This is a genomic window from Streptomyces sp. NPDC102259 (assembly GCF_044766465.1).
Lineage (GTDB): Bacteria > Actinomycetota > Actinomycetes > Streptomycetales > Streptomycetaceae > Streptomyces.
In genome coordinates, this window is sequence record NZ_JBIWMA010000001.1 from 581,564 (window position 1) to 604,454 (window position 22,891).

The following is a 22,891-nucleotide window of genomic DNA, read 5'->3' on the forward strand; positions in this document are numbered from 1 at the left end:
CGGTCACCCGGCGATCTCCACCCGCACCGCGCACACCTTGAACTCCGGCATGCGCGAGGTCGGGTCCAGCGCCGGGTTGGTCAGGGTGTTGGCGCGGCCCTCGCCCGGCCAGTGGAACGGCATGAAGACGGTGTCGGGGCGGATCCCGGTGGTGATCCGGGCCGGGGCCACCGCCCGTCCGCGCCGCGACACCACGGCCAGCGGGTCGCCCTCGGCCGCTCCGAGCCGCGCGGCCAGCCGGGGGTGCAGCTCCACGAACGGGCCGGGCGCGGCGGCGTTCAGCTCGTCCACGCGGCGGGTCTGGGCGCCGGACTGGTACTGCGCCACGACCCGCCCGGTGGTGAGCAGGACGGGGTATTCGTCGTCCGGTTCCTCGGCGTTGGGCCGGTGCGAGACCGGCACGAAGCGCGCCCGCCCGTCCTCCGTGGCGAACCGGTCGAGAAAGAGCCGAGGCGTACCGGCCGCCCGCCGGCGCCCCTGCTCGCCCCCCTCGGCGCCGGCACCGCCCCCGGCACCGCCCCCGGCACCGCCCTCGGCACCGCCCTCGGCCGCCGCACGATCTTGGGCCCCCGCACCGCTCCCGGCCCCCGCGCCGCCCGGCCGGTCGCCCTTCGCGTCACGCGCGACCTCGGCATCGCCTCCGGTCGCCGCACTCCCCCCGGACGCCCCACCGCTCCCGGCCCCCGCCTCGCCCTCCCGCTCCGCCGGGCAGGGCCAGAACAGCCCGGCGCCGGCGTCCTCCGTCAGGCGCGCGTAGGTGATGCCGGAGTAGTCCGCGACGCCGCCCGCGCTGGCTCGTCGGAGTTCCTCGAAGACCTCCTCGGGGTCGGTCGGGAAGCCCTTCTCGACGCCCAGGCGTGCGGCCAGCTCGTGCATTACCTCCAGGTCGCTGCGTACCCCTTCCGGGGCGGTGATCGCCTGGCGTCGCAGCAGGACCCGTCCCTCCAGGTTGGTCGTCGTCCCCGTCTCCTCCGCCCACTGGGTGACCGGCAGGACGACGTCCGCGAGGGCAGCCGTCTCCGACAGGACGACATCGCAGACGGCGAGGAACTCGAGGGACTTGATGCGCTCCTCGATGTGCGCGGCGTGCGGCGCCGACACCACCGGGTTCGACCCCATCAGGAGCAGCGACCGGATGTCGGACCCCAGCGCGTCGAGCAGTTCGTACGCGCTGCGCCCGGGCCCGGGCAGCGAGTCGGGGTCCACGCCCCAGACCTCGGCGACGTGCCGCCGGGCCGCCGGGTCGTCCAGCTTGCGGTAGCCGGGCAGCTGGTCGGCCTTCTGGCCGTGCTCGCGGCCGCCCTGTCCGTTGCCCTGCCCGGTCAGACAGCCGTAGCCGCTGAGCGGCCGCCCGGCCCGCCCGGTCGCCAGGCAGAGGTTGATCCACGCGCCGACCGTGTCGGTGCCCTTGGACTGCTGCTCGGGTCCGCGCGCGGTGAGCACCATCGCGGCCTCGGGCTCGCAGAACAGCCTTACGGTCTCCCGGAGTTGTGGAACGGACACCCCCGTGATCCGCTCCACGTACTCCGGCCAGTGCGCCATGGCGGCCGCCCGCGCGTCCTCCCAGCCGGTGGTCCGTTCCCGCACGTACTCCTCGTCGACCCGCCCCTCGGCGACGATCAGGTGCAGCAGACCCAGCGCCAGCGCGAGATCCGTCCCGGGCCGGGGCGCGAGGTGCAGGTCGGCCTGCTCGGCGGTCTTCGTGCGGCGCGGGTCGATCACGATCAGCGTGCCGCCGTTCTCCCGCAGCTCGTTGAAGAACCGCAGCGCGGGCGGCATGGTCTCCGCGAGGTTGGAGCCGACCAGGATCACGCATCCCGTCCTCGGGATGTCCTCCAGCGGGAAGGGAAGCCCCCGGTCGAGCCCGAAGGCCTTGATGCCGGCCGCCGCCGCGGACGACATGCAGAAACGGCCGTTGTAGTCGATCTGCGAGGTGCCGAGCACGACCCGCGCGAACTTGCCGAGCGTGTACGCCTTCTCGTTCGTCAGCCCGCCGCCGCCGAACACGCCGAGCGCGTCGGCCCCGTGCTCGGTGCGCACCCTGCGGAACTCCCCGGCGATCCGGTCGAGCGCCTCCTCCCAGGTGGCCGGCACGAGCGAGCCGCCGGACCGCACCAACGGGGAGGTCAGCCGCACCCGGGAGGAGAGCACGGCGGGCGCCGTACGGCCCTTGCCGCACAGCGCGCCCCGGTTCACCGGGAAGTCCGGGCGCTCGACCACCTCGACGCCCCCCGTGGGCAGGGGCGACAGGGCCATCCCGCACTGCAGGGCGCAGTACGGGCAGTGGGTGGGCGTCGAAGTGGTCGGCATACGCTCCAGCGTGCTTCGGCCGTGTTACGCGCCGTGCGGTCTCCTGTTACGGCGGTGTGGTGGTGCCCTCCTCACCGGACCGGGCCCGCCGTGAGGCGCCCGCCGGGGCGGGACCGCCGCATCCGCCGCCGTCCCGCCGCCGCGTCCCCCGCCTCACCGGTCGTCGGCGAGGGCCCTCGTCACTCCCGCTTCCTTCGGTCCGAGGAACCTGGGGTCCGGCTCGAACACCACGTCCAGGGCCGCCTTGCCGGCCGCGAGGATCTCCCGGGCGCCCCCGTAGTACCAGGTCACGTCGTGCTTGGCGGCGACCCCGACGCCGTACGAGTCCACCCCCGCCGCCTCGCACAGGGCGACGGCCCGCCGGATGTGGAAGTCCTGGCTGATCAGCACGGCCCGGTCGACGCCGAAGATCTTCTTGGCGCGGACGCAGGAGTCCCAGGTGTCGAAACCGGCGTAGTCGCTGACGATCCGCGCGTCGGGCACCCCGTGCCCGGTCAGATAGGTGCGCATGGCATCGGGCTCGTCGTAGTCCTCGCGGCTGTTGTCCCCCGTCACGAGCACGACCTCGATACGGCCCTCCCGGTACAGCTTCGCCGCCGCGTCCAGCCGGTGCGCGAGATACGGCGAGGGCTCGCCGTCCCACAGGCCGGCGCCGAACACGACGGCGACCTCGGTGCGCGGCGCGTCGGCGGTCGTACCGAGCCGGCCGGCCGTGGACACGTACAGCCAGGTGGCCGGCAGCAGCGCGAGCACGCACCCGGCCATCACCGCCTGCACCAGCCGCCGCCGGCCGGCACGAGTGCGCGGCAGTCGCGGTCGACGGACGTCCATACGGTGTTCCCCCCAGGTCGAACAGCTCGAAAGCCCCTTCGGCCAGGGAAGACGCAGCCGACGGTGATCCGGTTCGCCCCCGCGCCGCGAGCCACATCTCACACCGCCCCCGGGCTCGACGTGAACGACCCGAAAACACTCGTGACGGTCAGGCAACGGGGGTGCAACCTCGAGCCGTCAGGATCTGTTCATGAAGGCGTCGCCCGCTCAGTACGACGAGTCCGAAGTCCACCTCGACAGTACGGCGCACATCATGAACCGGATCAGCTCCCAGCTCGCCAGCCAGCTCAACCTCGTCCAGCTCGACGGCCGCCGGCGTCCCGGCCCGCCCGCGCTGGTCGTCGTCGCCCACGGCAGCCGCGACCCGCGCGCGCTGAACACCGTCCGCACGCTGCTGGACCGCGTCCGCGAGCAGCGCCCCGGCCTGCCGGTGCGCCTCGGCCACATCGAGCTCAACGAGCCGCTGTTGACGGACACCCTCGCCGACCTCGACGCCCATGGCACGCAGGACGCCGTCCTGGTCCCGCTCCTCCTGGCCCGCGGCTACCACGTCAAGCGGGACATCCCCGAGATGGCCGCGAAGGCACGGGTGCACACGCGCGTGGCCGCACCGCTCGGCCCGCACCCGTTCCTCGTGGAGACCCTGTACACCCGCCTGGTCGAGGCGGGCTGGCGCCCGGACATGACGCAGGAGGAGCGCCGGACGAGCGCGGTCGTCCTGGCGGCGGCGGGCTCCCGCGACCCCGACTCGGCCGTCGACACCCGCCGTACGGCCCGTCTCCTGGCGCGCCGTCTGGGCGTTCCGGTGGTTCCCGCGTACGCCTCCACGGCGACCCCGACCGTCCCGACGGCGCTGCGCGCCCTGGCCGCGCGAGGCCGCGACCGGGTGGCGGTCGCCTCCTACTTCACGGCCCCCGGCCGCTTCGCGACCGAGTCCGCGCGGGCGGCCCCCTGGATCGCGTCCGCCCCGCTGGGCACCCATCCGGCGATGGCGAGCCTGCTCCTGCACCGCTACGACCAGGCGCGGGCGACCCCGGCGAGCACGGCCCCCGAACTGGCGTCGGCCTGAGAGCCCCGATCGGCCCGGACCCGCCGACGCGCGGGACCCGACAGCCGGGCGGGCGCCCGGTACCACCCGATTGTCACCCCCGCCGCTTACTGTCGAGACATGGAAGGCACCGCACACCTCGACACCGCCTATGACCTGACGTCAGTCGCCCGCTGGGCCCACGAGCCGGACAAACGCCCCGGCCGGACCGCCTTCCAACGAGACCGCGCCCGCGTTCTGCACTCCTCCGCGCTGAGAAGGCTCTCCGGCAAGACCCAGGTGGTCACGCCGGGCACCCGCACCGACGCCTGGGACGCCACTCCCCGCACCCGTCTCACCCACTCCCTGGAGTGCGCCCAGGTGGGCCGCGAGCTCGGCGCCGCGCTCGGCTGCGACCCCGACCTGGTCGAGGCGGCCTGCCTCTCCCACGACCTCGGGCATCCCCCGTTCGGGCACAACGGCGAACAGGCGCTGAACGAGTTCGCGCGGGACTGCGGCGGCTTCGAGGGCAATGCCCAGTCGCTGCGGCTCCTCACCCGCATCGAGCCCAAACGCTTCACCGCCGAGGGCTCCGTGGGCCTCAACCTCACCCGGGCCACCCTCGACGCCGCCACCAAGTACCCCTGGCCCAGGGGCGGCCACCCCGTTGACCCGGCGTCCCCCAAGTTCGGCGTCTACGACGACGACCGGCCCGTCTTCGACTGGGTCCGTGAAGCGTCCCCCGGCACGCGTACCTGCTTCGAGGCGCAGGTCATGGACTGGGCCGACGACGTGGCGTACTCGGTGCACGACGTGGAGGACGGCCTGCACGCGGGGCACATCGACCCCGACTGCCTGCACGCCGAACCGGAGCGCCAGGAGATCTTCCGGGTCGCCGTCGGCCGCTACGTCCCCGCCGGCACCGATCCGGCCGCGCTCGCCGCCGCCCTCGACCGACTCCAGGACCAGGACTGGTGGCCGCACGGCTACGACGGCACGGCGGCCGCCCAGGCCCGCCTGAAGGACGCCACCAGTCAGCTCATCGGCCGCTTCTGCCTGGCCGCCGAGGGCGCCACCCGCGAGCGATGGGGGTACCACCCAGGCCGTCCAGGCACTGGGGGAGGAACCGGGAGCCTCACCCGTTACGGCGCCGAGCTCGTCGTACCCGAGGAGGCGCGCCTGGAGTGCGCGGTCCTCAAGGCGGTCGCCGACCGGTACGTCATGCAGCGCGCCGAACAGGAGATCCTGCGCGCCGATCAGCGCGTGGTCATCACCGAGCTCGCCGAGGCGCTCACCGCCCGCGCCCCCGACGGTCTCGACCCCCAGTTCCGCGCCCTGTTCGACCAGGCGCCCGACGACCGCGCCCGCAAGCGGGTCGTCGTCGACCAGATCGCCTCCCTCACCGACGCCTCGGCCCGCTCGCTCCACAGCCGACACGCGGGGCGGACGAGATCCTGACAAGTGCGGACCGGGTGCGCCCGAACGGGCCCGGAACGTGACCCAGCGTGCCCTGATCGGGCACGTCCCCCTTCCCCCATCACGCTGCGTGCGGGACGCTCGCATGTGGCGGCACGCACAGTGTGATCTGGGGGACAACCCCCGGACCCCCCGGTAGGAGGCATCACGTGGTCGACGCGGATCAGACATTTGTCATCGTCGGAGGAGGCCTGGCCGGCGCCAAGGCGGCCGAGACGCTGAGGGCGGAGGGCTTCACCGGCCGCGTGATACTGATCTGCGACGAACGCGACCACCCCTACGAGCGGCCGCCGCTCTCGAAGGGCTTCCTGCTCGGCAAGGAGGCGCGGGAGAGCGTCTTCGTGCACGAGCCCGCCTGGTACGCGCAGAACGACATCGAGCTCCACCTCGGCCAGACCGTCGACGCGATCGACCGCACCGCGAAGACGGTCCGCTTCGGAGACGACGGCACGCTCGCCCACTACGACAAGCTGCTCCTCGCCACCGGCGCGGAGCCCCGCCGGCTGGACATCCCCGGCACCGACCTCGCGGGCGTGCACCATCTGCGCCGGCTCTCGCACGCCGAGCGCCTCAAGGGCGTGCTGGCCGCCCTCGGCCGGGACAACGGCCACATCGTGATCGCGGGCGGCGGCTGGATCGGGCTGGAGATCGCGGCGGCGGCCCGGGAGTACGGCGCCGAGGTCACCGTCGTCGAACCGGAGCCCACCCCGCTGCACGGCGTCCTCGGCCCGGAGCTCGGGAGCGTCTTCGCCGATCTGCACCGCGAGCACGGCGTCCGCTTCCACTTCGGCGTCCGTCTCACCGAGATCGTCGGCCAGGACGGCATGGTGCTCGCCGTCCGCACCGACGACGGCGAGGAACACCCGGCGCACGACGTCCTCGCGGCGATCGGCGCGGCCCCCCGCACGGGCCTCGCGGAGACGGCGGGCCTCACCCTCGCCGACCGCGCGCACGGCGGCGGGATCGCGGTCGACGCCCGGCTGCGCACCTCCGACCCCGACATCCACGCGGCCGGCGACGTCGCGTCCTTCCCGCACGGCCTCTTCGACACCCGGCTGCGCGTCGAGCACTGGGCCAACGCCCTGAACGGCGGCCCGGCGGCCGCCCGCGCGATGCTCGGCCAGGACGTCTCCTACGACCGCGTGCCCTACTTCTTCTCCGACCAGTACGACCTGGGCATGGAGTACAGCGGCTGGGCCCCGCCGGGGACGTACGACGAGGTGGTGATCCGCGGCGACGCGGGCAAGCGGGAGTTCGTCGCGTTCTGGCTGAAGGAGGGCCGCCTCCTCGCCGGGATGAATGTGAACGTGTGGGACGTCACAGAGCCGATCCAGAAGCTGATCCGCTCGCGCGAGCGGATCGACACGGAGGCGCTGGCGGACCCCCGGGTGCCGCTGGAGGATCTCGGCGCCTAGGCCGGGTTCCGGTCGCCCGCGGGGCTGTGGACCGACGGACGAGGGTCGGGTGCGGCCGGCCGCGCCCCCGCGGGCGAGCCGCACCCGACACAGCCCCGCGCACCCCAAGGGCACCGCGGGCCGCCGGAGATGTCACCGCGCCCCCGTAGAATCACCTCGTGGCAGGACGGATCAACGACGAGGACGTGAAGGCGGTACGGGACGCGGTCCCGATCGACGCCGTGGTGTCCGAGTACCTCCAGCTGCGCAACGCGGGCGGCGGCAACCTCAAGGGCCTCTGCCCGTTCCACGACGAGAAGTCGCCGTCCTTCCAGGTCAGCCCGAGCAAGGGGCTGTTCCACTGCTTCGGCTGCCAGGAGGGCGGCGACACCATCACGTTCGTGATGAAGGTCGACCACCTCACCTTCTCCGAGGTGGTCGAGCGGCTCGCCGCCCAGGCCGGCATCACCCTGCGTTACGAGGAGGGCGGCTACAACCCCGCCCACCAGCGCGGCGAACGCATCCGGCTGGTCGAGGCGCACAAGGTCGCCGCCGAGTGGTACGCGGAGCAGCTCGCCACCGGGCCCGAGGCCGACACCGGCCGGATCTTCCTCGCCGAGCGCGGCTTCGACCAGGCCGCGGCCGTCCACTTCGGCGTCGGCTACAGCCCCCAGGGCTGGGACCACCTCACCCGCTACCTGCGCGGCAAGGGCTTCACCGACAAGGAGCTGCTTCTCTCCGGGCTTGCCCAGGAGGGGCGCCGCGGGCCCATCGACCGCTTCCGGGGCCGCCTGATGTGGCCCATCCGCGACATCGGCGGAGAGGTCGTCGGCTTCGGCGCACGCAAGCTCTACGAGGCGGACAACGGGCCCAAGTACCTCAACACGCCCGACACGGCGATCTACAAGAAGTCCCAGGTCCTCTACGGCATCGACCTCGCGAAGAAGGACATCGCCAAGTCCAGCCGCGCGGTCGTCGTCGAGGGGTACACCGACGTCATGGCCTGTCACCTGGCCGGCGTCACCACCGCCATCGCGACCTGCGGCACGGCCTTCGGCGGCGACCACATCAAGATCCTCCGCCGGCTCCTCATGGACAACGGCAGCGCCCGTGTCATCTTCACCTTCGACGGCGACGCGGCCGGCCAGAAGGCGGCCCTGCGCGCCTTCGAGGACGACCAGAAGTTCGCCGCCGAGACGTACATCGCCATCGCGCCGGACAACATGGACCCCTGCGACCTGCGCCTCGCGAAGGGCGACGAGGCGGTCGCCGACCTGGTCGAACCACGCACGCCGCTCTTCGAGTTCGCGCTCCGCCAGATCGTCGTCCGCTACGACCTCGACACCCCGGCGGGCCGCGCCGCCGCCCTCGACGAGGCCGCGCCCATCGTCGCCCGTATCAAGAACAGCGGCGCCCAGCACGAGGTCGCCGTCCAGCTGGCCGGCATGCTCGGCATCCTGGACACCCAGTTCGTCGTCAAGAGGGTCGCCCAGCTGGCCCGTTGGGCCCGCGACCGGGGCGGCAAGGGCCCGGCGCCGGCCGGCCGTGGCCCCCAGCCGTACGAGTCCGCCGCCCGGCCCACCGCGGGCGGCCCCGCCCTCAATCTCCGCAACGCCGTCTACGCCACCGAGCGCGAGTTGCTGAAGCTCGCCCTCCAACGCCCCGAACTGGTCTCCCCGGCCTTCGACGCGTACGGGATCGACGAGTTCACCGCCGCCCCCTACGCCGCCGTACGCCAGGCGATCCAGGACGCGGGCGGCGCCGAGTTCGGCGTCAAGGACGGGCAGGAGTACCTCGTCCGGGTGCGGGAGGCCGCGCCCGACGACGCGGTCCGCGCGATGGTGACGGAGCTCGCGGTCGAGGCGATCATGCGCCGCTCGGTCGACGAGAACTACGCGGGGGAGCAGTTGGTGACGGTCCGCCGCCGGGCCGTGACCCGCAGGATCACCGATCTCCAGGGCACGCTGACCCGTCTCGGCCACAGCGACCCGGCCCAGTCGGCCGCCGTCCAGAACGAGATGATGATCCTGACCAGGTACGACAGGGCGTTGCAGCACGAGGGCCCGTCCGCTCTCTGAGCCGTCGGCCGCGGCACGGTAACCGCGCGGTCACTGACCGGACTCAAAAAGTCGTCGCACGCCCCTCGTGGCGGCTGTGTGTCGTACTCCACACTGGGGTGCGGTGCCTGAGTCCTCGGAGCGCGGCCGATCCCGGACGGACGCGGCGTGGCCGCCGACTCCGCCCCGAAGTACCGCTGCTGCTCACCTCAGCAGCGATCATCCTGGAGGTCGCCCCCGTGCAGACCCAGACCCTGACCCAGACCGTCAGCACTGCCGAGAGTACGGCCGGTACCACCACCGGTGCCGACACGGCCGACGGCACGGAACCGGACGCCGAGAGCGACGTCCTGGCCGCCGTCCCGCCGCAGAACCGTGCCGCGCACCACCCGGAAACCCACCCCGAGAGCCACCCTGAGAGCCACCCCGAGCCGCCCGTGGAAGCGCACCCGGAGACGCAGGCCGAGCCCGAGACCGAGCCGCCCGCCGAGGCGCTGGAGGAGGCTCCCGAGGACGCCCCCGAGCCCGTCCCGCCGCCCCGCGCCCGGGCCGCCGACAGCGGCAGCCCCTCCTCGGACCTGTTCCGGCAGTACCTGCGCGAGATCGGCCGCATCCCGCTGCTCACCGCGGCCGAGGAGGTCGACCTGGCCCGGCGCGTGGAGGCCGGTCTGTTCGCCGAGGAGAAGCTGAGCGGCGCGACCGACCTGGACAGTCAACTCGCCCTCGACCTCGACCGGTTGGTCGTCCTTGGCCGCATGGCCAAGCGCCGGCTGATCGAGGCCAACCTGCGGCTCGTGGTCTCCGTGGCCAAGCGCTACGTCGGCCGCGGGCTCACCATGCTCGACCTCGTCCAGGAGGGCAACCTCGGTCTGATCCGGGCGGTCGAGAAGTTCGACTACGCCCGCGGCTACAAGTTCTCCACGTACGCCACCTGGTGGATCCGCCAGGCCATGTCCCGTGCGCTCGCCGACCAGGCCCGCACCATCCGCGTCCCGGTCCATGTCGTCGAGCTCATCAACCGGGTCGTCCGCGTCCAGCGCCGGATGCTCCAGGAACGCGGCTACGAGCCGACCGCGGAAGAGGTCGCCGCCCAGCTCGACCTGCTGCCCGAACGCGTCGGCGAGGTCCTGCGGCTGGCCCAGGAGCCGGTCTCGCTGCACGCCCCGGTGGGCGAGGAGGACGACGTGGCCCTCGGCGACCTCATCGAGGACGGCGACGCGGCCAGCCCCGTCGAGTCGGCGGCCTTCCTGCTGCTGCGCGAGCACCTGGAAGCCGTGCTCTCCACGCTCGGCGAACGCGAGCGGAAGGTCGTCCAGCTGCGCTACGGGCTGGCGGACGGCCGGCCGCGCACGCTGGAGGAGATCGGCCGCATCTTCGGCGTGACGCGCGAGCGGATCCGGCAGATCGAGTCGAAGACCCTCAACAAACTCCGCGACCACGCCTTCGCCGACCAGCTGAGGGGCTACCTGGACTGAGGGGGACCGCTCGCCGTCACCCGGTGCGAGCGGCCCCCGAACAGTCCCGCAGACGCCCCCGGAGACGCCCCTGAGACGCCTCCGGGAGAGGGACCGTCCGTGGGGACCGTCAGTCGACCTCGGCCAGTGCCTGCGCGAACTGTGCCTTGTACAGCCGCGCGTAGGCCCCGTCCGCCGCCAGCAGGTCGGTGTGCGTGCCCTGCTCGACGATCGAGCCGTTCTCCATCACCAGGATCGTGTCGGCGTCCCGGATGGTCGACAGCCGGTGCGCGATGACGAACGACGTACGCCCGTGCGCCAGCTTCGCCATCGCCTTCTGGATCAGCACCTCGGTGCGGGTGTCGACGGAGCTGGTGGCCTCGTCGAGCACCAGGATCGTCGGGTCGGACAGGAACGCCCGCGCGATGGTGATCAGTTGCTTCTCACCGGCGCTGACCCCGCTGCCCTCGTCGTCGATCACCGTGTCGTAACCGTCGGGAAGGGTGCGGACGAACCGGTCGGCGTGCGCGGCCCGCGCCGCCTCCTCGATCTCGCCGCGGGTGACCTCACCCGACGCCCCGTACGCGATGTTCTCCGCGATGGTGCCGCCGAACAGCCAGGTGTCCTGGAGCACCATGCCGATGCCGGCCCGCAGCTCGTCGCGGGACATCCTCGCTATGTCGACGCCGTCGAGGGTGATGCGCCCGCCCGAGACGTCGTAGAACCGCATGAGCAGGTTCACCAGCGTCGTCTTGCCGGCGCCCGTCGGACCGACGATGGCGACCGTGTGACCGGGCTCCACCGTCAGGGACAGGTCCTCGATCAGCGGCTTCTCCGGGTCGTACCGGAAGGACACGCCCTCCAGCGCCACCCGCCCGCGCAGCTCCGCGGGCTGCTCGGCCGCCACCGGGTCCGCCTCCTGCTCCTCCGCGTCCAGGATCTCGAAGACCCGCTCGGCCGAGGCGACGCCCGACTGCACCAGGTTCGCCATCGACGCGAGCTGCGTCAGCGGCATCGAGAACTGGCGCGAGTACTGGATGAACGCCTGCACGTCGCCGATGGACAGGGAACCCGACGCCACGCGCAGCCCGCCGACCACGGCGACCAGCACGTAGTTGAGGTTCGACACGAACATCATCAGCGGCTGCATGACCCCGCTGTTGAACTGCGCCTTGAACCCGGCCTCGTACAGCGCGTCGTTCTGCTCGGCGAACTGCTGCGCCGACTCCTCCTGGCGGCCGAACACCTTCACCAGGGTGTGGCCGGTGTACATCTCCTCGATGTGGGCGTTGAGCTTGCCGGTGGAGCGCCACTGCTGCACGAAGTGCGGCTGCGACCGCTTGCCCACCCGGGTGGCGACGACCGCCGACAGCGGCACCGTGACGAGCGCGACCAGGGCCAGGATCCACGACACCCAGAACATCATCGCCAGCACGCCGATGACGGTCAGCAGCGAGTTGATCAGCTGGCCCATCGACTGCTGGAGCGTCTGCCCGATGTTGTCGATGTCGTTGGTGGCACGGGACAGCACCTCGCCGCGCTGACGCTTGTCGAAGTACGACAGCGGCAGCCGGGACAGCTTCGTCTGCACGTCCTCGCGCATCCGGAACATGGTGCGGTTGACGGTCTTGTTGACCAGCCGCGTCGCCACCGCCATCAGCAGACCGGCGATCAGGAACACCCCGACCGCGAACAGCAGGACCTCGCCGACCGAGCCGAAGTCGATGCCCTTGCCGGGCGTGAAGTCGGTGCTCCTGAGCATGTCGGCGACGCTGCCCTCGCCGCGCTCCCGCATCGAGTCGAGGACCTGCTCCTTGCTGGACCCGGCCGGCATCTCCCGCCCGACGATGCCCGCGAAGACCAGGTCGGTGGCCTTGCCGAGGATTTTCGGCCCCACCACGTTCAGGCCGACGCTCAGCACCACGCAGAACAGCATCCCGTACAGGGTGAACCGCTCCGGCTTGAACTGGGCGAGCAGCCGCCTGCCGGACACCTTGAAGTCCAGCGAATGGCTGTCGGGACCGGAGCCGGCCATCATGCGTCCCATGGGCCCGGCCATCAGGCAGCCTCCGCTTCCGTGAGCTGGGAGAGCACGATCTCCCGGTAGGTCTCGTTGTCCGCCATCAGCTCGCGGTGGGTGCCCGTGCCGACGACCAGGCCCTCGTCGAGGACGATGATCCGGTCGGCGTCGCGGATGGTGGCCACCCGTTGGGCGACGATCACCACGGTCGCCTCGGCGGTCTCCCGCCCGAGCGCCGCGCGCAGCGCCGCGTCGGTGGCGTAGTCGAGGGCGGAGAAGGAGTCGTCGAACAGGTAGATCTCCGGCCGCTGCACGAGCGTCCGGGCGATCGCGAGCCGCTGCCGCTGACCACCGGAGACGTTCGTCCCGCCCTGCGCGATGGGGGAGTCGAGGCCGTTCTCCAGCTTGCTCACGAAGTCCTTGGCCTGCGCCACCTCCAGCGCGTGCCACAGCTCCTCGTCGGTGGCGTCCGGATTGCCGTAGCGCAGATTGGTGGCGACCGTGCCCGCGAACAGGTACGGCTTCTGCGGCACGAGTCCGACGGTCTTCGCCAGCAGCACCGGCTCGACCTCGGCGACGGACACCCCGTCGACGAGCACCTCGCCCTCGGTGGCGTCGAACAGCCGGGGCACCAGCCCGAGCAGCGTGGACTTTCCGCTCCCGGTCGAGCCGATCACGGCCGTCGTCTCGCCCGGCCGCGCCACGAGCTCGATGGACTTCAGGACGGGCTCCTCGGCGCCGGGATAGCGGAATCCGGCCCCCCGGATCTCCAGGTGCCCGTGCCGCCGCAGCTCGGTGACGGGAGCCACCGGCGGGACCACGGACGACGAGGTGTCCAGCACCTCCTGGATGCGCTCGGCGCAGACCTCCGCGCGCGGCACCATCATGAACATGAAGGTGGCCATCATCACGGACATGACGATCTGCATGAGGTAGGCGAGGAAGGCGGTCAGATCGCCGATCTGCATCCCGCCGCTGTCGATCCGGTGGGCGCCGAACCACACCACGGCGATCGACGACAGGTTCACCGTGGTCATGACCACCGGGAACATCAGCGCCAGCAGGTTTCCGGTCTTCAGCGAGATGTCGGTGAGGTCGCTGTTGGCCTTCCGGAACCGCTGCTGCTCGTACTCGTCGCGGACGAAGGCGCGGATCACCCGGTTGCCGGTGATCTGCTCACGCAGCACCCGGTTCACGGTGTCCAGCCTCACCTGCATCGACCGGAACAGCGGCCGCAGCCGGCGCACGATCAGCGTCACGCAGATGCCCAGCACCGGCACCACGGCGACGAGCACCGCGGACAACGGCACGTCCAGGCCGAGCGCCAGCACGACCCCGCCCACGCACATGATGGGCGCCGACACCATCAGCGTGAACGTCATCAGGGCCAGCATCTGGACCTGCTGGACGTCGTTCGTCGTCCGGGTGATCAGCGAGGGGGCGCCGAACTGGCCGACCTCGCGGGCGGAGAAGGACTGCACCCGGTCGAAGACGGCCGCCCGCACGTCCCGGCCGAGCGCGGAAGCGGTTCTGGCGCCGTAGTACACGGCGCCGATGTTGCACACCACCTGCGCCAGCGAGATGCCGATCATCACGCCGCCGAAGGACAGGATGTATCCGGTGTCCCCCTCGACGACGCCGTTGTCGATGATGTGCGCGTTCAGTGTCGGCAGGTACAGGGTCGCGCAGGTCTGGAGGAACTGGAGCCCCACCAGCAGGGCGATGGGTTTCTTGTAGGGCCTGAGATAGGTCCGCAGTAGTCGTATGAGCACGCTACGTCTCTCGGAGTCGGCGGGGAGGAGCAGGGGAGGGGCATTGGTTGCCCCTGGCCCCTATCGTTGAACACTCCACCCGCGTTACCTCAACTGATTAAGCTGAGAGCAGTGCTTTTACGGCCGTCCGTGCAAGCCGGGCGCACACCCGTACACCCGACGCGCCCGACGCGCCCTGTACGCCCCGCGCGCTCCCGTCCGCGGAACGCGTCGCTCCCGTCCGCGAACCCCTCTGCGCCTATGCGCGGAACGCTCCCGGGTGGGTCTGCTCCCGCACCGACACGTACTGCTGCCGCACCGCCTGCCCGACGGCCAGCTCCTCGCCCGGGTCCAGGACCTGCGCGGCCGCTCCCTGCCAGGCCGGTGGGGTCCGCGGGTCGTGGGTGCCCTGCGACGCTCCGAGCGCCCACGCGGCCTGCCGGGCCGCCCCGATCGCCGCGTAGTCCGCCGGCTGCGGCACGACGACCTGCGCACCGAACAGCGCGGGCGCCGCCGCCTGCACGGCCGACAGCTCGGCCGCCGCCCCCAGCAGGAAGATGCGCCGTACGTCCACGCCCCGGCCGCGCAGCACGTCGAGCGCGTCCGCGAGCCCGCACAGCATGCCCTCGAAGGCGGCTCGCGCGAAGTGCTCGGGCTTCATCGACTCGCGGCGCAGGCCCGCCAGCGTCCCGGCCGTGTGCGGCAGGTTCGGCGTCCGCTCGCCCTCCAGATAGGGCAGCATGACCAGCCCGTGCGCCCCCGGCGTCGACTTCATCGCCAGGTCCGACAGCGCCTCCAGATCGGGAGCCCCGATCAGCTCGGCGGCCCCGCGCAGGGTCCGTACGGCGTTCAGGGTGGTGACGACCGGCAGGTGCATGCCCGTCGCGTCGGCCAGCGAGGTGATCATCCCGCTCTGGTCGATCAGCGCCTCGTGGTGCACGGCCATCACTGACCCGGAGGCGCCGAGGGAGACGACCGCGTCCCCGTGCCCGATTCCCAGCCCCAGGGCCGCCGCCATGGTCTCGCCGGTCCCGGCCGAGATCAGCAACCCCTCCGGCGTCGTACCGGCCGCGTCGGACGGTCCGATCACCTCGGGAAGCATGGCCTGGTGACCGAGCGCCAGCTCGACGAGATCTGGCCGATAACCGCCGGTGGCGGCGGACCAGTATCCGGTCCCGGAGGCCCCGCCGCGATCGGTGGTCCTGCGCCCGGGCCGGCCGAGGAGCTGCCACACCAGCCAGTCGTGGGCCTGGAGCAGCACGGCGGTCCGGGCGGCCGCCTCCGGTTCGTTCTTCGCCAGCCAGCGCAGCTTGGTCACCGGCTGGGCGGCCTGCGGGACGCATCCCACCGCCTGCGCCCACGCCTCGCGCCCGCCGATCGCGTCGATCAGATCGGCCGCCGCGACCTGCGCCCGCTTGTCCCCGCCGACCATCGCCGGCCGCACGGTGTTGCCCTGCGCGTCCAGCGGCACGACGGCGTTCTGCTGCGAGGACACGCCGATGGCCTGCACGCCCTCGAGCAGCCCGCCGCCCGCCGCCTCGCCCAGGGACAGCAGCCAGGCCTGCGGATCGACATCGGAGGGCCGCCCTCCCGCACTCTCCGCGCCTTCCATCGGATGCGGCGCATACCCCTGCCGGAGCACGGCTCCGGTGTCCGCGTCGCAGACGACGATACGAGTGAATTCGGGTGAACTGTCCAACCCGGCGACTATCCCCATGGCGAAAATTCTGCCGCACGCGCCGCTCGGGTTGGGCCGCGGAGACCGCAGGGGTGCCTCGCTGCCGCCGAACGCGGGGCGTTGTCGCTGGTGGGGCCCCCGCGACGGAGCCGCATATGTCACATCCCCGCGGCCCCGGGACGGCCCTCCCAGTGCCTCGAAGGTGCCGCTAGGTGTTGCTGGTGCCCCAGTCGTCCCCACCCGCGCCGTTGCTGTTGCGGTCGCGCAGGGACCGCACCCGGCCCGCCACCGATTCCGGCATCCGGTCGCCGACCTTGTCACTCACCGCGTGGTACGCCTTGCCCGCGTACTGGCGGCCCTGCTGGGCGGCGGTCTCGGCGGTGTTGCGCACGGCGGGGTTCTGGGCGACCTGCCGCGCGGACTTCTTCAACTGCTCGTAGCGCTCGCGCCCGGCACGCGTGCCCAGTACGTAACCCAGAGCCAGCCCGACGACGAACGTGAGCTTGTAGCGCATGACGGCCATCCTCTCCTTGCGTAGTCCCTGGCGCGGCATCGGCGCAGGGGGAACCGATTGGCGGAGCACCCCCCTGCTTGCGCTAATGTATGTGTCGCAGCGAGCGAGCGCCTTCTGGCGAATACCCAGGTGAGCACGTTCGATGCAAAACGAGGCGTTCCCCTGTAGCTCAATTGGCAGAGCAGCCGGCTGTTAACCGGCAGGTTACTGGTTCGAGTCCAGTCGGGGGAGCTTCGATCCCCTGTAGCTCAATTGGCAGAGCAGCCGGCTGTTAACCGGCAGGTTACTGGTTCGAGTCCAGTCGGGGGAGCATCGTGATCGAGGGCCCCGTGGGGGTCCTTTTTCATGTCGGCGGGAACCGTGCAGGCCAGGGGTGCTGTCCTCATGGTCGTGCAAGGTCGACCAGCCGGAGCGTGAGATCGTATGAGCGGCTATGCTGCGGCAGACGGCGCGCACACATGTACGCGACACGCCGCGATGGGGCGGTAGCTCAGCCGGTTAGAGCAGCGGACTCATAATCCGTCGGCCGTGGGTTCGAGTCCCACCCGCCCCACCTGCGCAGTGCTGTGACCTGCGGAAACGTTCCTCGTGAGGTGTCGGAGCGTCAACTTTCGCTCAACGGACTGAATCCGCTGCTCGCGACTTCGGAACGGGGCGAGGCTCTCGCTCCCTCGCTGAGCAGACATCGCGCTGACCTGCGGCAATGCTGATGATCAGGACTTGTGCCTCAGCAACGTCACGAGCTGGCAGCGTCTCCTCGGCTTCGTTTTCGTGATTTTGGGGACGTGTTGGGGACGCAGGGTTTCGGTGAGGTCTGCTGACCAGTCCCCGTGGGCTCTGGCCGGCCGCCCGAGGAGTTCCGTGCTGACCGGGTTCGGACTCAACTCCGGGGAGCTCGATCGCGTCGGAGCAGGGCGTGAGGAGCTGGTGCGCGCCAGGGCGGAAACTGCCCGAACAGAAAACAGCCTGGCCTGTCTGCTGAGCCATGCGGCTGTCATGCCGCCGTCGCTCAGCGCCGTGGTGCGGATGTTGACGCCGGGCCCGGGGGAGGCCGTGATCATCGGCTGTTTGCCGGCCGCCGCAGACGCGACGAACCGGAGGTTGAAGGCCGGCGAGCGGTGCCATGCCATGGAAGACGTCTGCTGGTGGCGCAGGCCGATCATCACGACCTCGAACGCGGCCCCGGCGCCGTCCTCGCCGGCCCCTCATTGCCCTGGTGGCTCACACCATCAGGCGACGCCAGAACCCCTCAAAGAATCACGAACCGCCCACTCGTAATCCGCCACCCGTGGGTTCGAGTCCCACCCGCCCCACCATCCGTGCCTCTGACGCGTAAATAGCAGCAGGTCAGAGATCGCGTTCAGGCCCTCGGTCATCGTGCGCCGGGAAGGTGACACCGACTACGTCACCCGCGAAGGGCTGGCCAGGGCGATCGCGGGCGAGTTCTGGTTGGCGCGAGGCCATCCGGCTGCGCAAGGACGGCAAACCACGGGTCGACGGCGGTACCGGCGTGCTGCTGCCGGTCCGCGCGTTCTACATGGACATCCAGAGCTGGGCATTGGAGGAACCCCAGCGGTGGGCGCGCTGGGCCGCGCCGGATCAACGAACGCACCGCCGACCGGGTCAGGCAACGCCAGCCGCTGCTACCGGCGTTGGTCGCGCATGTGGAGGAGCACTACAGCGGGCGGCGTGTCCCGTTCGAGGCCGTGCGGCAGGCAGGACCGGTCGAGGCGGACGAGCCGGCCGGGTTCGCCAGGACCGTGGCGACTGGCCGGTGCGCTGCCGTCGTGCCTCCCAGCCGGCCGGGCGCTGAGCTACGGCCGCAGGATGAGCTTCCCGGTGGCGTGACCGCTCGCGCTCAGCTCCTGCGCCTTCGCGGCGTCCTCCAGCAGAAGGCTCTGCGCGATGCGCACCGTGAGCTTGCCGTCGGCTGCGAGGCGGGCGTACTCGCCGAGGCGGGAACCGAACGGGGCGCCGGGGCCGGAGAAGGTGACGCCCAGCTCGGCGGCCTTCGGATCGGCGATGGTGATGATCCGGTCGGTGCCGCCGCGCAGGTCGATCGACACCTCCAGGTCGCCTGCCCCCGCGGCGTCGTACACGGCGTCGATGCCCTGCGGTGCGGCCTCGCGGACCCGGTCGGCGAGGCCGGCGCCGTAGGCGACCGGGATCGCGCCCAGTGAGCGCAGGTAGTCGTGGTTGCCGGGGGAGGCGGTGCCGATGACCGTGGCGCCGCGGGTGACCGCGAGCTGAACACCGACGGCGCCGGCCACACCCGCGGCTCCGTGCAGCAGGAGCGTGTCGCCTTCCCCGACGCCGAGGGCGTCGAGCACGCGGACCGAGGTCTCGACGGCGACGGGCAGTGCCGCGGCGAGGTCCCAGTCGAGGTCCGCGGGCTTCGGGCCGAAGTCGACGGCCAGCGCGTGCTCGGCGTATGTGCCGGTGACGGTCCAGCCCAGGACCTCGTCACCCACCGCGACGCCGGTCACGCCTTCGCCGACCTCGTCGACGACGCCGGCCGCCTCCACGCCGGGGATCACCGGGAACGGCGGGGCGATTTGCGGCCTCCACCCGTTGCGGATCTTGGAGTCGAGCGGGTTGACCCCTGCCGCCACGACCTTCAGCCGCACCTGCCCGGGTCCGGCGTGCGGCTCGTCGACCTCTTCGAGGCGGAGGACTTCCGGGCCGCCGAACTCGGTGTAGGTGATCGCCTTCATGTCCTGCTCCAGTGCTCGTCGCTCTAGGTGAAAGATCAACTTGGCCGGGACCGGTGGCGGCCGCACCGGCACTTCGACTAGTTCCGGCTCGGAGGCTCAGGAACCAGCCACGTTTGTGGGCGCGGTCCAGCCGGTGGATCGGATCCACTCGGCCAGGTCGAGGGTGGCCGGCTCGATCGCCCGCACCACCGCAAGATCCGCCGGGTGTTCCGCCGCCTTCGCGAACTGGCGGAACATCGCCCTGTCGAGGTCGCTGGGAAGCACGCTCAACGGGAGGGCCTCGTAACGTGCCGGGAGCCCGGCGCGCGCGCCGAACGCCGCGGCGATCTGAGGGCCCGTCAGCTCGTCGCCGACGAGCTCGACGGCTCCGCCGGGCGCCTCCGCGGTGTCGAGCAGGAGCGCGGCGGCGACCCGGCCAACGTCCCTGACCGAGATCATCTTCAGGGCGACGTCCTCCGGCATCGGCAGCCTCAGCACGATCTCTCCGTGCTCCAGGCTCGGTGCCATCACCTCCATGAAGGGGGCCGGGCGAACCATCGCGGCCCGCAGGCCGGACTTCCTCAGGTGCTCCTCGATCCAGTGCTTCGAGTCGTGGTGCGGCACACCCCGCTCCCGGTCCGCGCCGAAGACCGAGTTGAACACGACGTGCGGGACGCGTGCCGCGACCGCCGCGTCGACGAGCGCGGTGCCGATGCGGATCTCCGTCTCGACCTCTTCGAGGTTGTTCGCTTCCGGGGTCATGAAGGAGAACGCCTCGACCGCCGTCAGCGCGGCGGCCAGTGACGCCGGGTCGTCGGTCCGGATGGCCGCCAGCTCGACGCCGCGGGCGGCCAGCGCCTGAGCCCGGTCGGATTGCGGGTTGCGGACCAGGGCCCGCACCGTGGCCTTGTGGTCCAGCAGCGCGTCGACCACCGCCCCGCCCTGTTGCCCCGTCGCGCCGAAGACTGCGATCGTGCCGGTCGTCTGTGTGCTCATCGCTGCCACCCTTCACTCAGGGCGTGAGCGAGGTGAGCACGAGTCCGGTGTTGACCTCGGCGGTGGGGGGAGGACGACGAGGGCGCGGCGTCCTCGAGCTTGATCTGTTGTGACATGTCTCCACGATGTGTCTGCGGTGCCAGGCTCACCACCGGTATCGCGCCAGGTTCTCCCGATAACCCGCCAGTGTCGGGTAGCCTCGATCGCGTGTCCGACCCCAGCGGCGAGCCGAGCTTCTGCACCGACGATGCGCCGTTGTCGGCGCCGCTGGCCCATGGTGCCGACGTGGCCGCGCACTTCCACGACTACGGCCAGCTCCGCTACGCCGCGCGTGGGGCCCTGGTCACAGCGACCCAGGTGGGCACCTGGGTGGCGCCGGCCAGTCGGATCATGTGGGTGCCGCCCTTCGCGGTGCACAGCAGCAAGGCGTACGGCGAGACGGACATCCGGGTGCTGTCGCTGCCCGTGACGCTGACCGGACAGCTGCCGGCCGAGCCGTCGGTCTTCGTGGCGAGCGCGTTGCTGCGCGAGGCCTATCTGGCGCTGATGAGCGAGGGCGAGCCGCTGGAGAGCCCCCGTGCGCGGCTGCTGATCGACGTCGTACTCGCCGAGCTCGCCCGCGCCGCACAGGAGCCGCTGCGCCTCCCGGAGCCGATCGACCGGCGTCTCAAGGCGGTCACCGACCTGCTTCACATGGACCCGGCAAGCCCGGCGACCCTGGCCGAGCTGGGCCACCGCACGGGCGCCGGCGAACGCACCCTGAGCCGACTGTTCGGCAGCGAGCTGTCGATGAGCTTCCGTCAGTGGCGCACCCTGCTGCGCATTCAACGGGCGTTGATCGAGCTCAGCGACGGCGCCTCGGTCACCGACACGGCGATCCGGCTGGGCTGGTCGAACCCCAGCAGCTTCATCGACGCCTTCACCGAGCTGGTCGGTCAGACACCGGGGGGCTATCGCTCGTCGGCTCGGTCCTCCCGCAGCTCCCATGGGTGAGAGGTTGGCGGGGTAGCCGTAGTTCCTGGCGGAACATCGGTGGCAGCCCAATGGTGTGGGAGCCCACGCTGGAAGGGTGACTCCCTCCGCCATCACCCAGAGCTCCTCGCCGGCATCGGCGGCCTCGGCCGGTGCGACGCTGAGCGACCTCATCGGCCCGTCGCTGACGCGGCACAGCTCGTCGGAGGCGTTCGTCGCGGGCGACCGGCGACTGACCTACGCCCAGGTGCGGGACCTGGTCTCGCAGTACATGGGTGCGCTCAGTCGGCGCGGCGTTGGCCTGGGGGTGGGCGTCACCATGGTGAGTTCTCCGGTTGGCCGATCATTCCCGTGGCTCGGGCGCTCGGGCTTCGGCTGAGTCCTCGACAGGCCGTTGCCACGGGCCACCCCCGTTCCTCATCGCCGACTGTGCGGCTGTGGAGGCCCTACTGCCTGAGGTCGATCGTGCGGACCGGCTGTCCCGTGGTGCGGGCGATGGTGTCGAAGTCGCGGTCGCAGTGGAGCAGTGTGAGCCCCGCTTCCTCGGCGGCGGCAGCCACTAGGAGGTCGACGGGGCCCGCGCTGCGGTGCTCACCCTTGGCGGTCAGCTGTTCCTGGACGACGCGGGAGCGGCGGTAGACGCCGTCCGGCATGGGGCACCAGACGTAGTGGGCGTCGAGCGCCGCCTTCACACGCGTACGGTCTGCGGCCGAACGGGCTGAGTGAAGGACCTCGAGTTCGGTGAGGTCGCAGATCGCGACGAGGCCGGCGCCGATTCTGTCATCCCAGTCGGTCGTGTTCTGGCGGAGCAGGACTCGGGCGAGCGCGGAGGTGTCGATGAGGTAATCGGCGACGGTCACTCATGCGCTCCGGTGTCGGAGGCGGCGTCAGCTGTGCTCGTGGGCCGGTACTTGCTCTTGTCCAGGAGAAGGTCCATGTCCAGCGCGCCGTCGGTCGCCAGCTCGCGGGCTTCGTCGAGCGCGCGCAGACGCCTATAACGGGCCGTGACTTCCCGCAGCGCGGTGTTGATGGTCTCGCGCTTGGTGGTGGTGCCGAGTTCCTTGGCCGCTTCTTCCAAGGCCTCGTCGTCGAGGTCGATCACGGTACGACTCATGGGTGCCCTCCTGTGTATATCAACTGGAGTATACCAAGATACAAGATCTTTTGTATATGGTCCGCCGGTGGAAGGCGGCAGAGGTCCTGCCACTGGACGGCGGTCTGGGACAGGTCGAGGCGGCCCAGCGCCATACCCTTGCCGGCCAGCAGCAAGGACATGCCGCATGGCCGCCTACGCCGATGCCGTCGCCGTCGCCCTGGAGGACCCCGACCCCGCTGCTGCACATGGCCAACGCCGGTGTCGTCCAGGCCACCGGCGACGCCGCCCCCGACGCCTGGCGCCGCGTCGTCGCCCTGTTCGTCCAGTCCTACGAGGCCCCCGCCCGCGGCCCCCTGCCCGCCTCACCCGAGCACGACGCCCTCTACCGGGCCATGCTCCGCGCCGGTCCGGCCGCTGACGCGGCGCCGGATGCGGATGCGGGTAACGACTGACCTGGAAGCGGAGCTGTCTCGCGGTGCACGACTCCTCGCCGCGCTCGCGCTGACGGGCGGGGCGGACGCGATGGTCCCCGCGCTGGGCGGGGTCGTCACCACCGGCGGATTCGTGCATCCGGACGCAGGGCAACCTCCCCGGCCTGGGGGATCAGCTGAGATGACAGCCG

Annotated in this window: 19 protein-coding genes and 3 tRNA genes; 12 read left to right on the forward strand and 10 right to left on the reverse strand. The window is 71.5% G+C overall.

All coding sequences use genetic code 11. The annotated features are described in order from the left end of the window. Window positions 1-3: 3 nt before the first annotated feature. Both ACIRPU_RS02655 and ACIRPU_RS02660 read right to left on the reverse strand, forming a co-directional pair. The gene (locus ACIRPU_RS02655) at window positions 4-2,310 is read right to left on the reverse strand and encodes a molybdopterin oxidoreductase family protein (RefSeq protein ID WP_403860656.1); all 2,307 of its coding nucleotides are present in this window, start codon (window positions 2,308-2,310) and stop codon (window positions 4-6) included. Window positions 2,311-2,463: 153 nt separating this feature from the next. Beyond that, entirely contained in the window at window positions 2,464-3,141 is a 678-nt protein-coding gene (locus ACIRPU_RS02660; protein ID WP_403860658.1) for a vancomycin high temperature exclusion protein, read from the reverse strand. Between the two features lie 190 nt (window positions 3,142-3,331). Here ACIRPU_RS02660 and ACIRPU_RS02665 point away from each other — a divergent pair, with 190 nt between their 5' ends. The 5 genes from ACIRPU_RS02665 (at window position 3,332) to ACIRPU_RS02685 (ending at window position 10,570) form a co-directional block, all read left to right on the forward strand. Continuing rightward, window positions 3,332-4,210, forward strand: coding sequence for a sirohydrochlorin chelatase (locus ACIRPU_RS02665; RefSeq protein WP_403860660.1), 879 nt, complete (start codon window positions 3,332-3,334; stop codon window positions 4,208-4,210). A 99-nt stretch (window positions 4,211-4,309) separates the two neighbouring features. Next, window positions 4,310-5,626 (forward strand): deoxyguanosinetriphosphate triphosphohydrolase, encoded by a 1,317-nt coding sequence (locus tag ACIRPU_RS02670; RefSeq protein WP_403860662.1) that lies wholly within the window; start codon window positions 4,310-4,312, stop codon window positions 5,624-5,626. Between the two features lie 167 nt (window positions 5,627-5,793). After that, entirely contained in the window at window positions 5,794-7,059 is a 1,266-nt protein-coding gene (locus tag ACIRPU_RS02675; protein ID WP_384114555.1) for an NAD(P)/FAD-dependent oxidoreductase, read from the forward strand. Window positions 7,060-7,217: 158 nt separating this feature from the next. Then, entirely contained in the window at window positions 7,218-9,116 is a 1,899-nt protein-coding gene (dnaG, locus tag ACIRPU_RS02680; protein ID WP_403860665.1) for a DNA primase, read from the forward strand. A gap of 218 nt (window positions 9,117-9,334) precedes the next feature. Next, on the forward strand, window positions 9,335-10,570 hold the full coding sequence (locus ACIRPU_RS02685; RefSeq protein WP_403860668.1) for a sigma-70 family RNA polymerase sigma factor: 1,236 nt from the start codon (window positions 9,335-9,337) through the stop codon (window positions 10,568-10,570). A 109-nt stretch (window positions 10,571-10,679) separates the two neighbouring features. Here ACIRPU_RS02685 and ACIRPU_RS02690 read toward each other — a convergent pair whose 3' ends face one another. The 4 genes from ACIRPU_RS02690 to ACIRPU_RS02705 all read right to left on the reverse strand — a co-directional run bounded on the left by ACIRPU_RS02690 (window position 10,680) and on the right by ACIRPU_RS02705 (window position 16,512). Next, window positions 10,680-12,608 (reverse strand): ABC transporter ATP-binding protein, encoded by a 1,929-nt coding sequence (locus tag ACIRPU_RS02690; protein WP_384121712.1) that lies wholly within the window; start codon window positions 12,606-12,608, stop codon window positions 10,680-10,682. Further along, the gene (locus tag ACIRPU_RS02695; RefSeq protein WP_403860672.1) at window positions 12,608-14,341 is read right to left on the reverse strand and encodes an ABC transporter ATP-binding protein; all 1,734 of its coding nucleotides are present in this window, start codon (window positions 14,339-14,341) and stop codon (window positions 12,608-12,610) included. Before ACIRPU_RS02695 ends, ACIRPU_RS02690 begins: the two co-directional genes overlap by 1 nt. Before the next feature lie 238 nt (window positions 14,342-14,579). Then, window positions 14,580-16,037, reverse strand: coding sequence for an FGGY family carbohydrate kinase (locus ACIRPU_RS02700; protein WP_403860675.1), 1,458 nt, complete (start codon window positions 16,035-16,037; stop codon window positions 14,580-14,582). Between the two features lie 169 nt (window positions 16,038-16,206). Beyond that, complete coding sequence (locus tag ACIRPU_RS02705) at window positions 16,207-16,512, reverse strand: YtxH domain-containing protein (RefSeq protein ID WP_171397095.1); 306 nt, start codon at window positions 16,510-16,512, stop codon at window positions 16,207-16,209. A gap of 158 nt (window positions 16,513-16,670) precedes the next feature. Here ACIRPU_RS02705 and ACIRPU_RS02710 point away from each other — a divergent pair. From ACIRPU_RS02710 to ACIRPU_RS02725, 4 genes are all read left to right on the forward strand, one after another. Continuing rightward, a tRNA-Asn gene (locus tag ACIRPU_RS02710) sits at window positions 16,671-16,743 on the forward strand. Window positions 16,744-16,749: 6 nt separating this feature from the next. Further along, window positions 16,750-16,822 (forward strand) — tRNA-Asn (locus ACIRPU_RS02715). A gap of 169 nt (window positions 16,823-16,991) precedes the next feature. Then, window positions 16,992-17,065: transfer RNA gene (locus ACIRPU_RS02720), tRNA-Ile, on the forward strand. Window positions 17,066-17,373: 308 nt separating this feature from the next. Next, entirely contained in the window at window positions 17,374-17,790 is a 417-nt protein-coding gene (locus ACIRPU_RS02725; RefSeq protein ID WP_403860678.1) for a hypothetical protein, read from the forward strand. Window positions 17,791-18,326: 536 nt separating this feature from the next. Here ACIRPU_RS02725 and ACIRPU_RS02730 read toward each other — a convergent pair. Next, window positions 18,327-19,226 carry an NADP-dependent oxidoreductase gene (locus tag ACIRPU_RS02730; protein ID WP_403860681.1) on the reverse strand — a complete coding sequence of 300 codons (900 nt, stop codon included), beginning with the start codon at window positions 19,224-19,226 and terminating at the stop codon, window positions 18,327-18,329. 96 nt (window positions 19,227-19,322) lie between these two features. Further along, window positions 19,323-20,201, reverse strand: a complete 879-nt coding sequence (locus tag ACIRPU_RS02735; protein WP_403860684.1) for an NmrA/HSCARG family protein — start codon at window positions 20,199-20,201, stop codon at window positions 19,323-19,325. 207 nt (window positions 20,202-20,408) lie between these two features. Here ACIRPU_RS02735 and ACIRPU_RS02740 point away from each other — a divergent pair, with 207 nt between their 5' ends. Together ACIRPU_RS02740 and ACIRPU_RS02745 are read left to right on the forward strand one after the other, a co-directional pair. After that, window positions 20,409-21,194, forward strand: a complete 786-nt coding sequence (locus ACIRPU_RS02740; protein ID WP_398659633.1) for an AraC family transcriptional regulator — start codon at window positions 20,409-20,411, stop codon at window positions 21,192-21,194. Window positions 21,195-21,270: 76 nt separating this feature from the next. Continuing rightward, complete coding sequence (locus ACIRPU_RS02745; protein WP_403860687.1) at window positions 21,271-21,552, forward strand: hypothetical protein; 282 nt, start codon at window positions 21,271-21,273, stop codon at window positions 21,550-21,552. Window positions 21,553-21,619: 67 nt separating this feature from the next. Here the strand turns inward: ACIRPU_RS02745 and ACIRPU_RS02750 are convergent, their stop codons facing one another. Together ACIRPU_RS02750 and ACIRPU_RS02755 are read right to left on the reverse strand one after the other, a co-directional pair. Then, window positions 21,620-22,033: a PIN domain nuclease gene (locus tag ACIRPU_RS02750; RefSeq protein WP_403860690.1), complete on the reverse strand. Its 414-nt coding sequence runs from the start codon at window positions 22,031-22,033 to the stop codon at window positions 21,620-21,622. After that, window positions 22,030-22,287 carry a type II toxin-antitoxin system VapB family antitoxin gene (locus ACIRPU_RS02755; RefSeq protein ID WP_403860693.1) on the reverse strand — a complete coding sequence of 86 codons (258 nt, stop codon included), beginning with the start codon at window positions 22,285-22,287 and terminating at the stop codon, window positions 22,030-22,032. The genes ACIRPU_RS02750 and ACIRPU_RS02755 overlap by 4 nt, the downstream gene beginning before the upstream one ends. A 182-nt stretch (window positions 22,288-22,469) precedes the next feature. On the opposite strand from ACIRPU_RS02755, the gene ACIRPU_RS02760 reads away from it, so the two are divergent. Next, window positions 22,470-22,721, forward strand: coding sequence for a hypothetical protein (locus ACIRPU_RS02760; RefSeq protein WP_403860696.1), 252 nt, complete (start codon window positions 22,470-22,472; stop codon window positions 22,719-22,721). The last annotated feature ends 170 nt before the right edge of the window (window positions 22,722-22,891 follow it).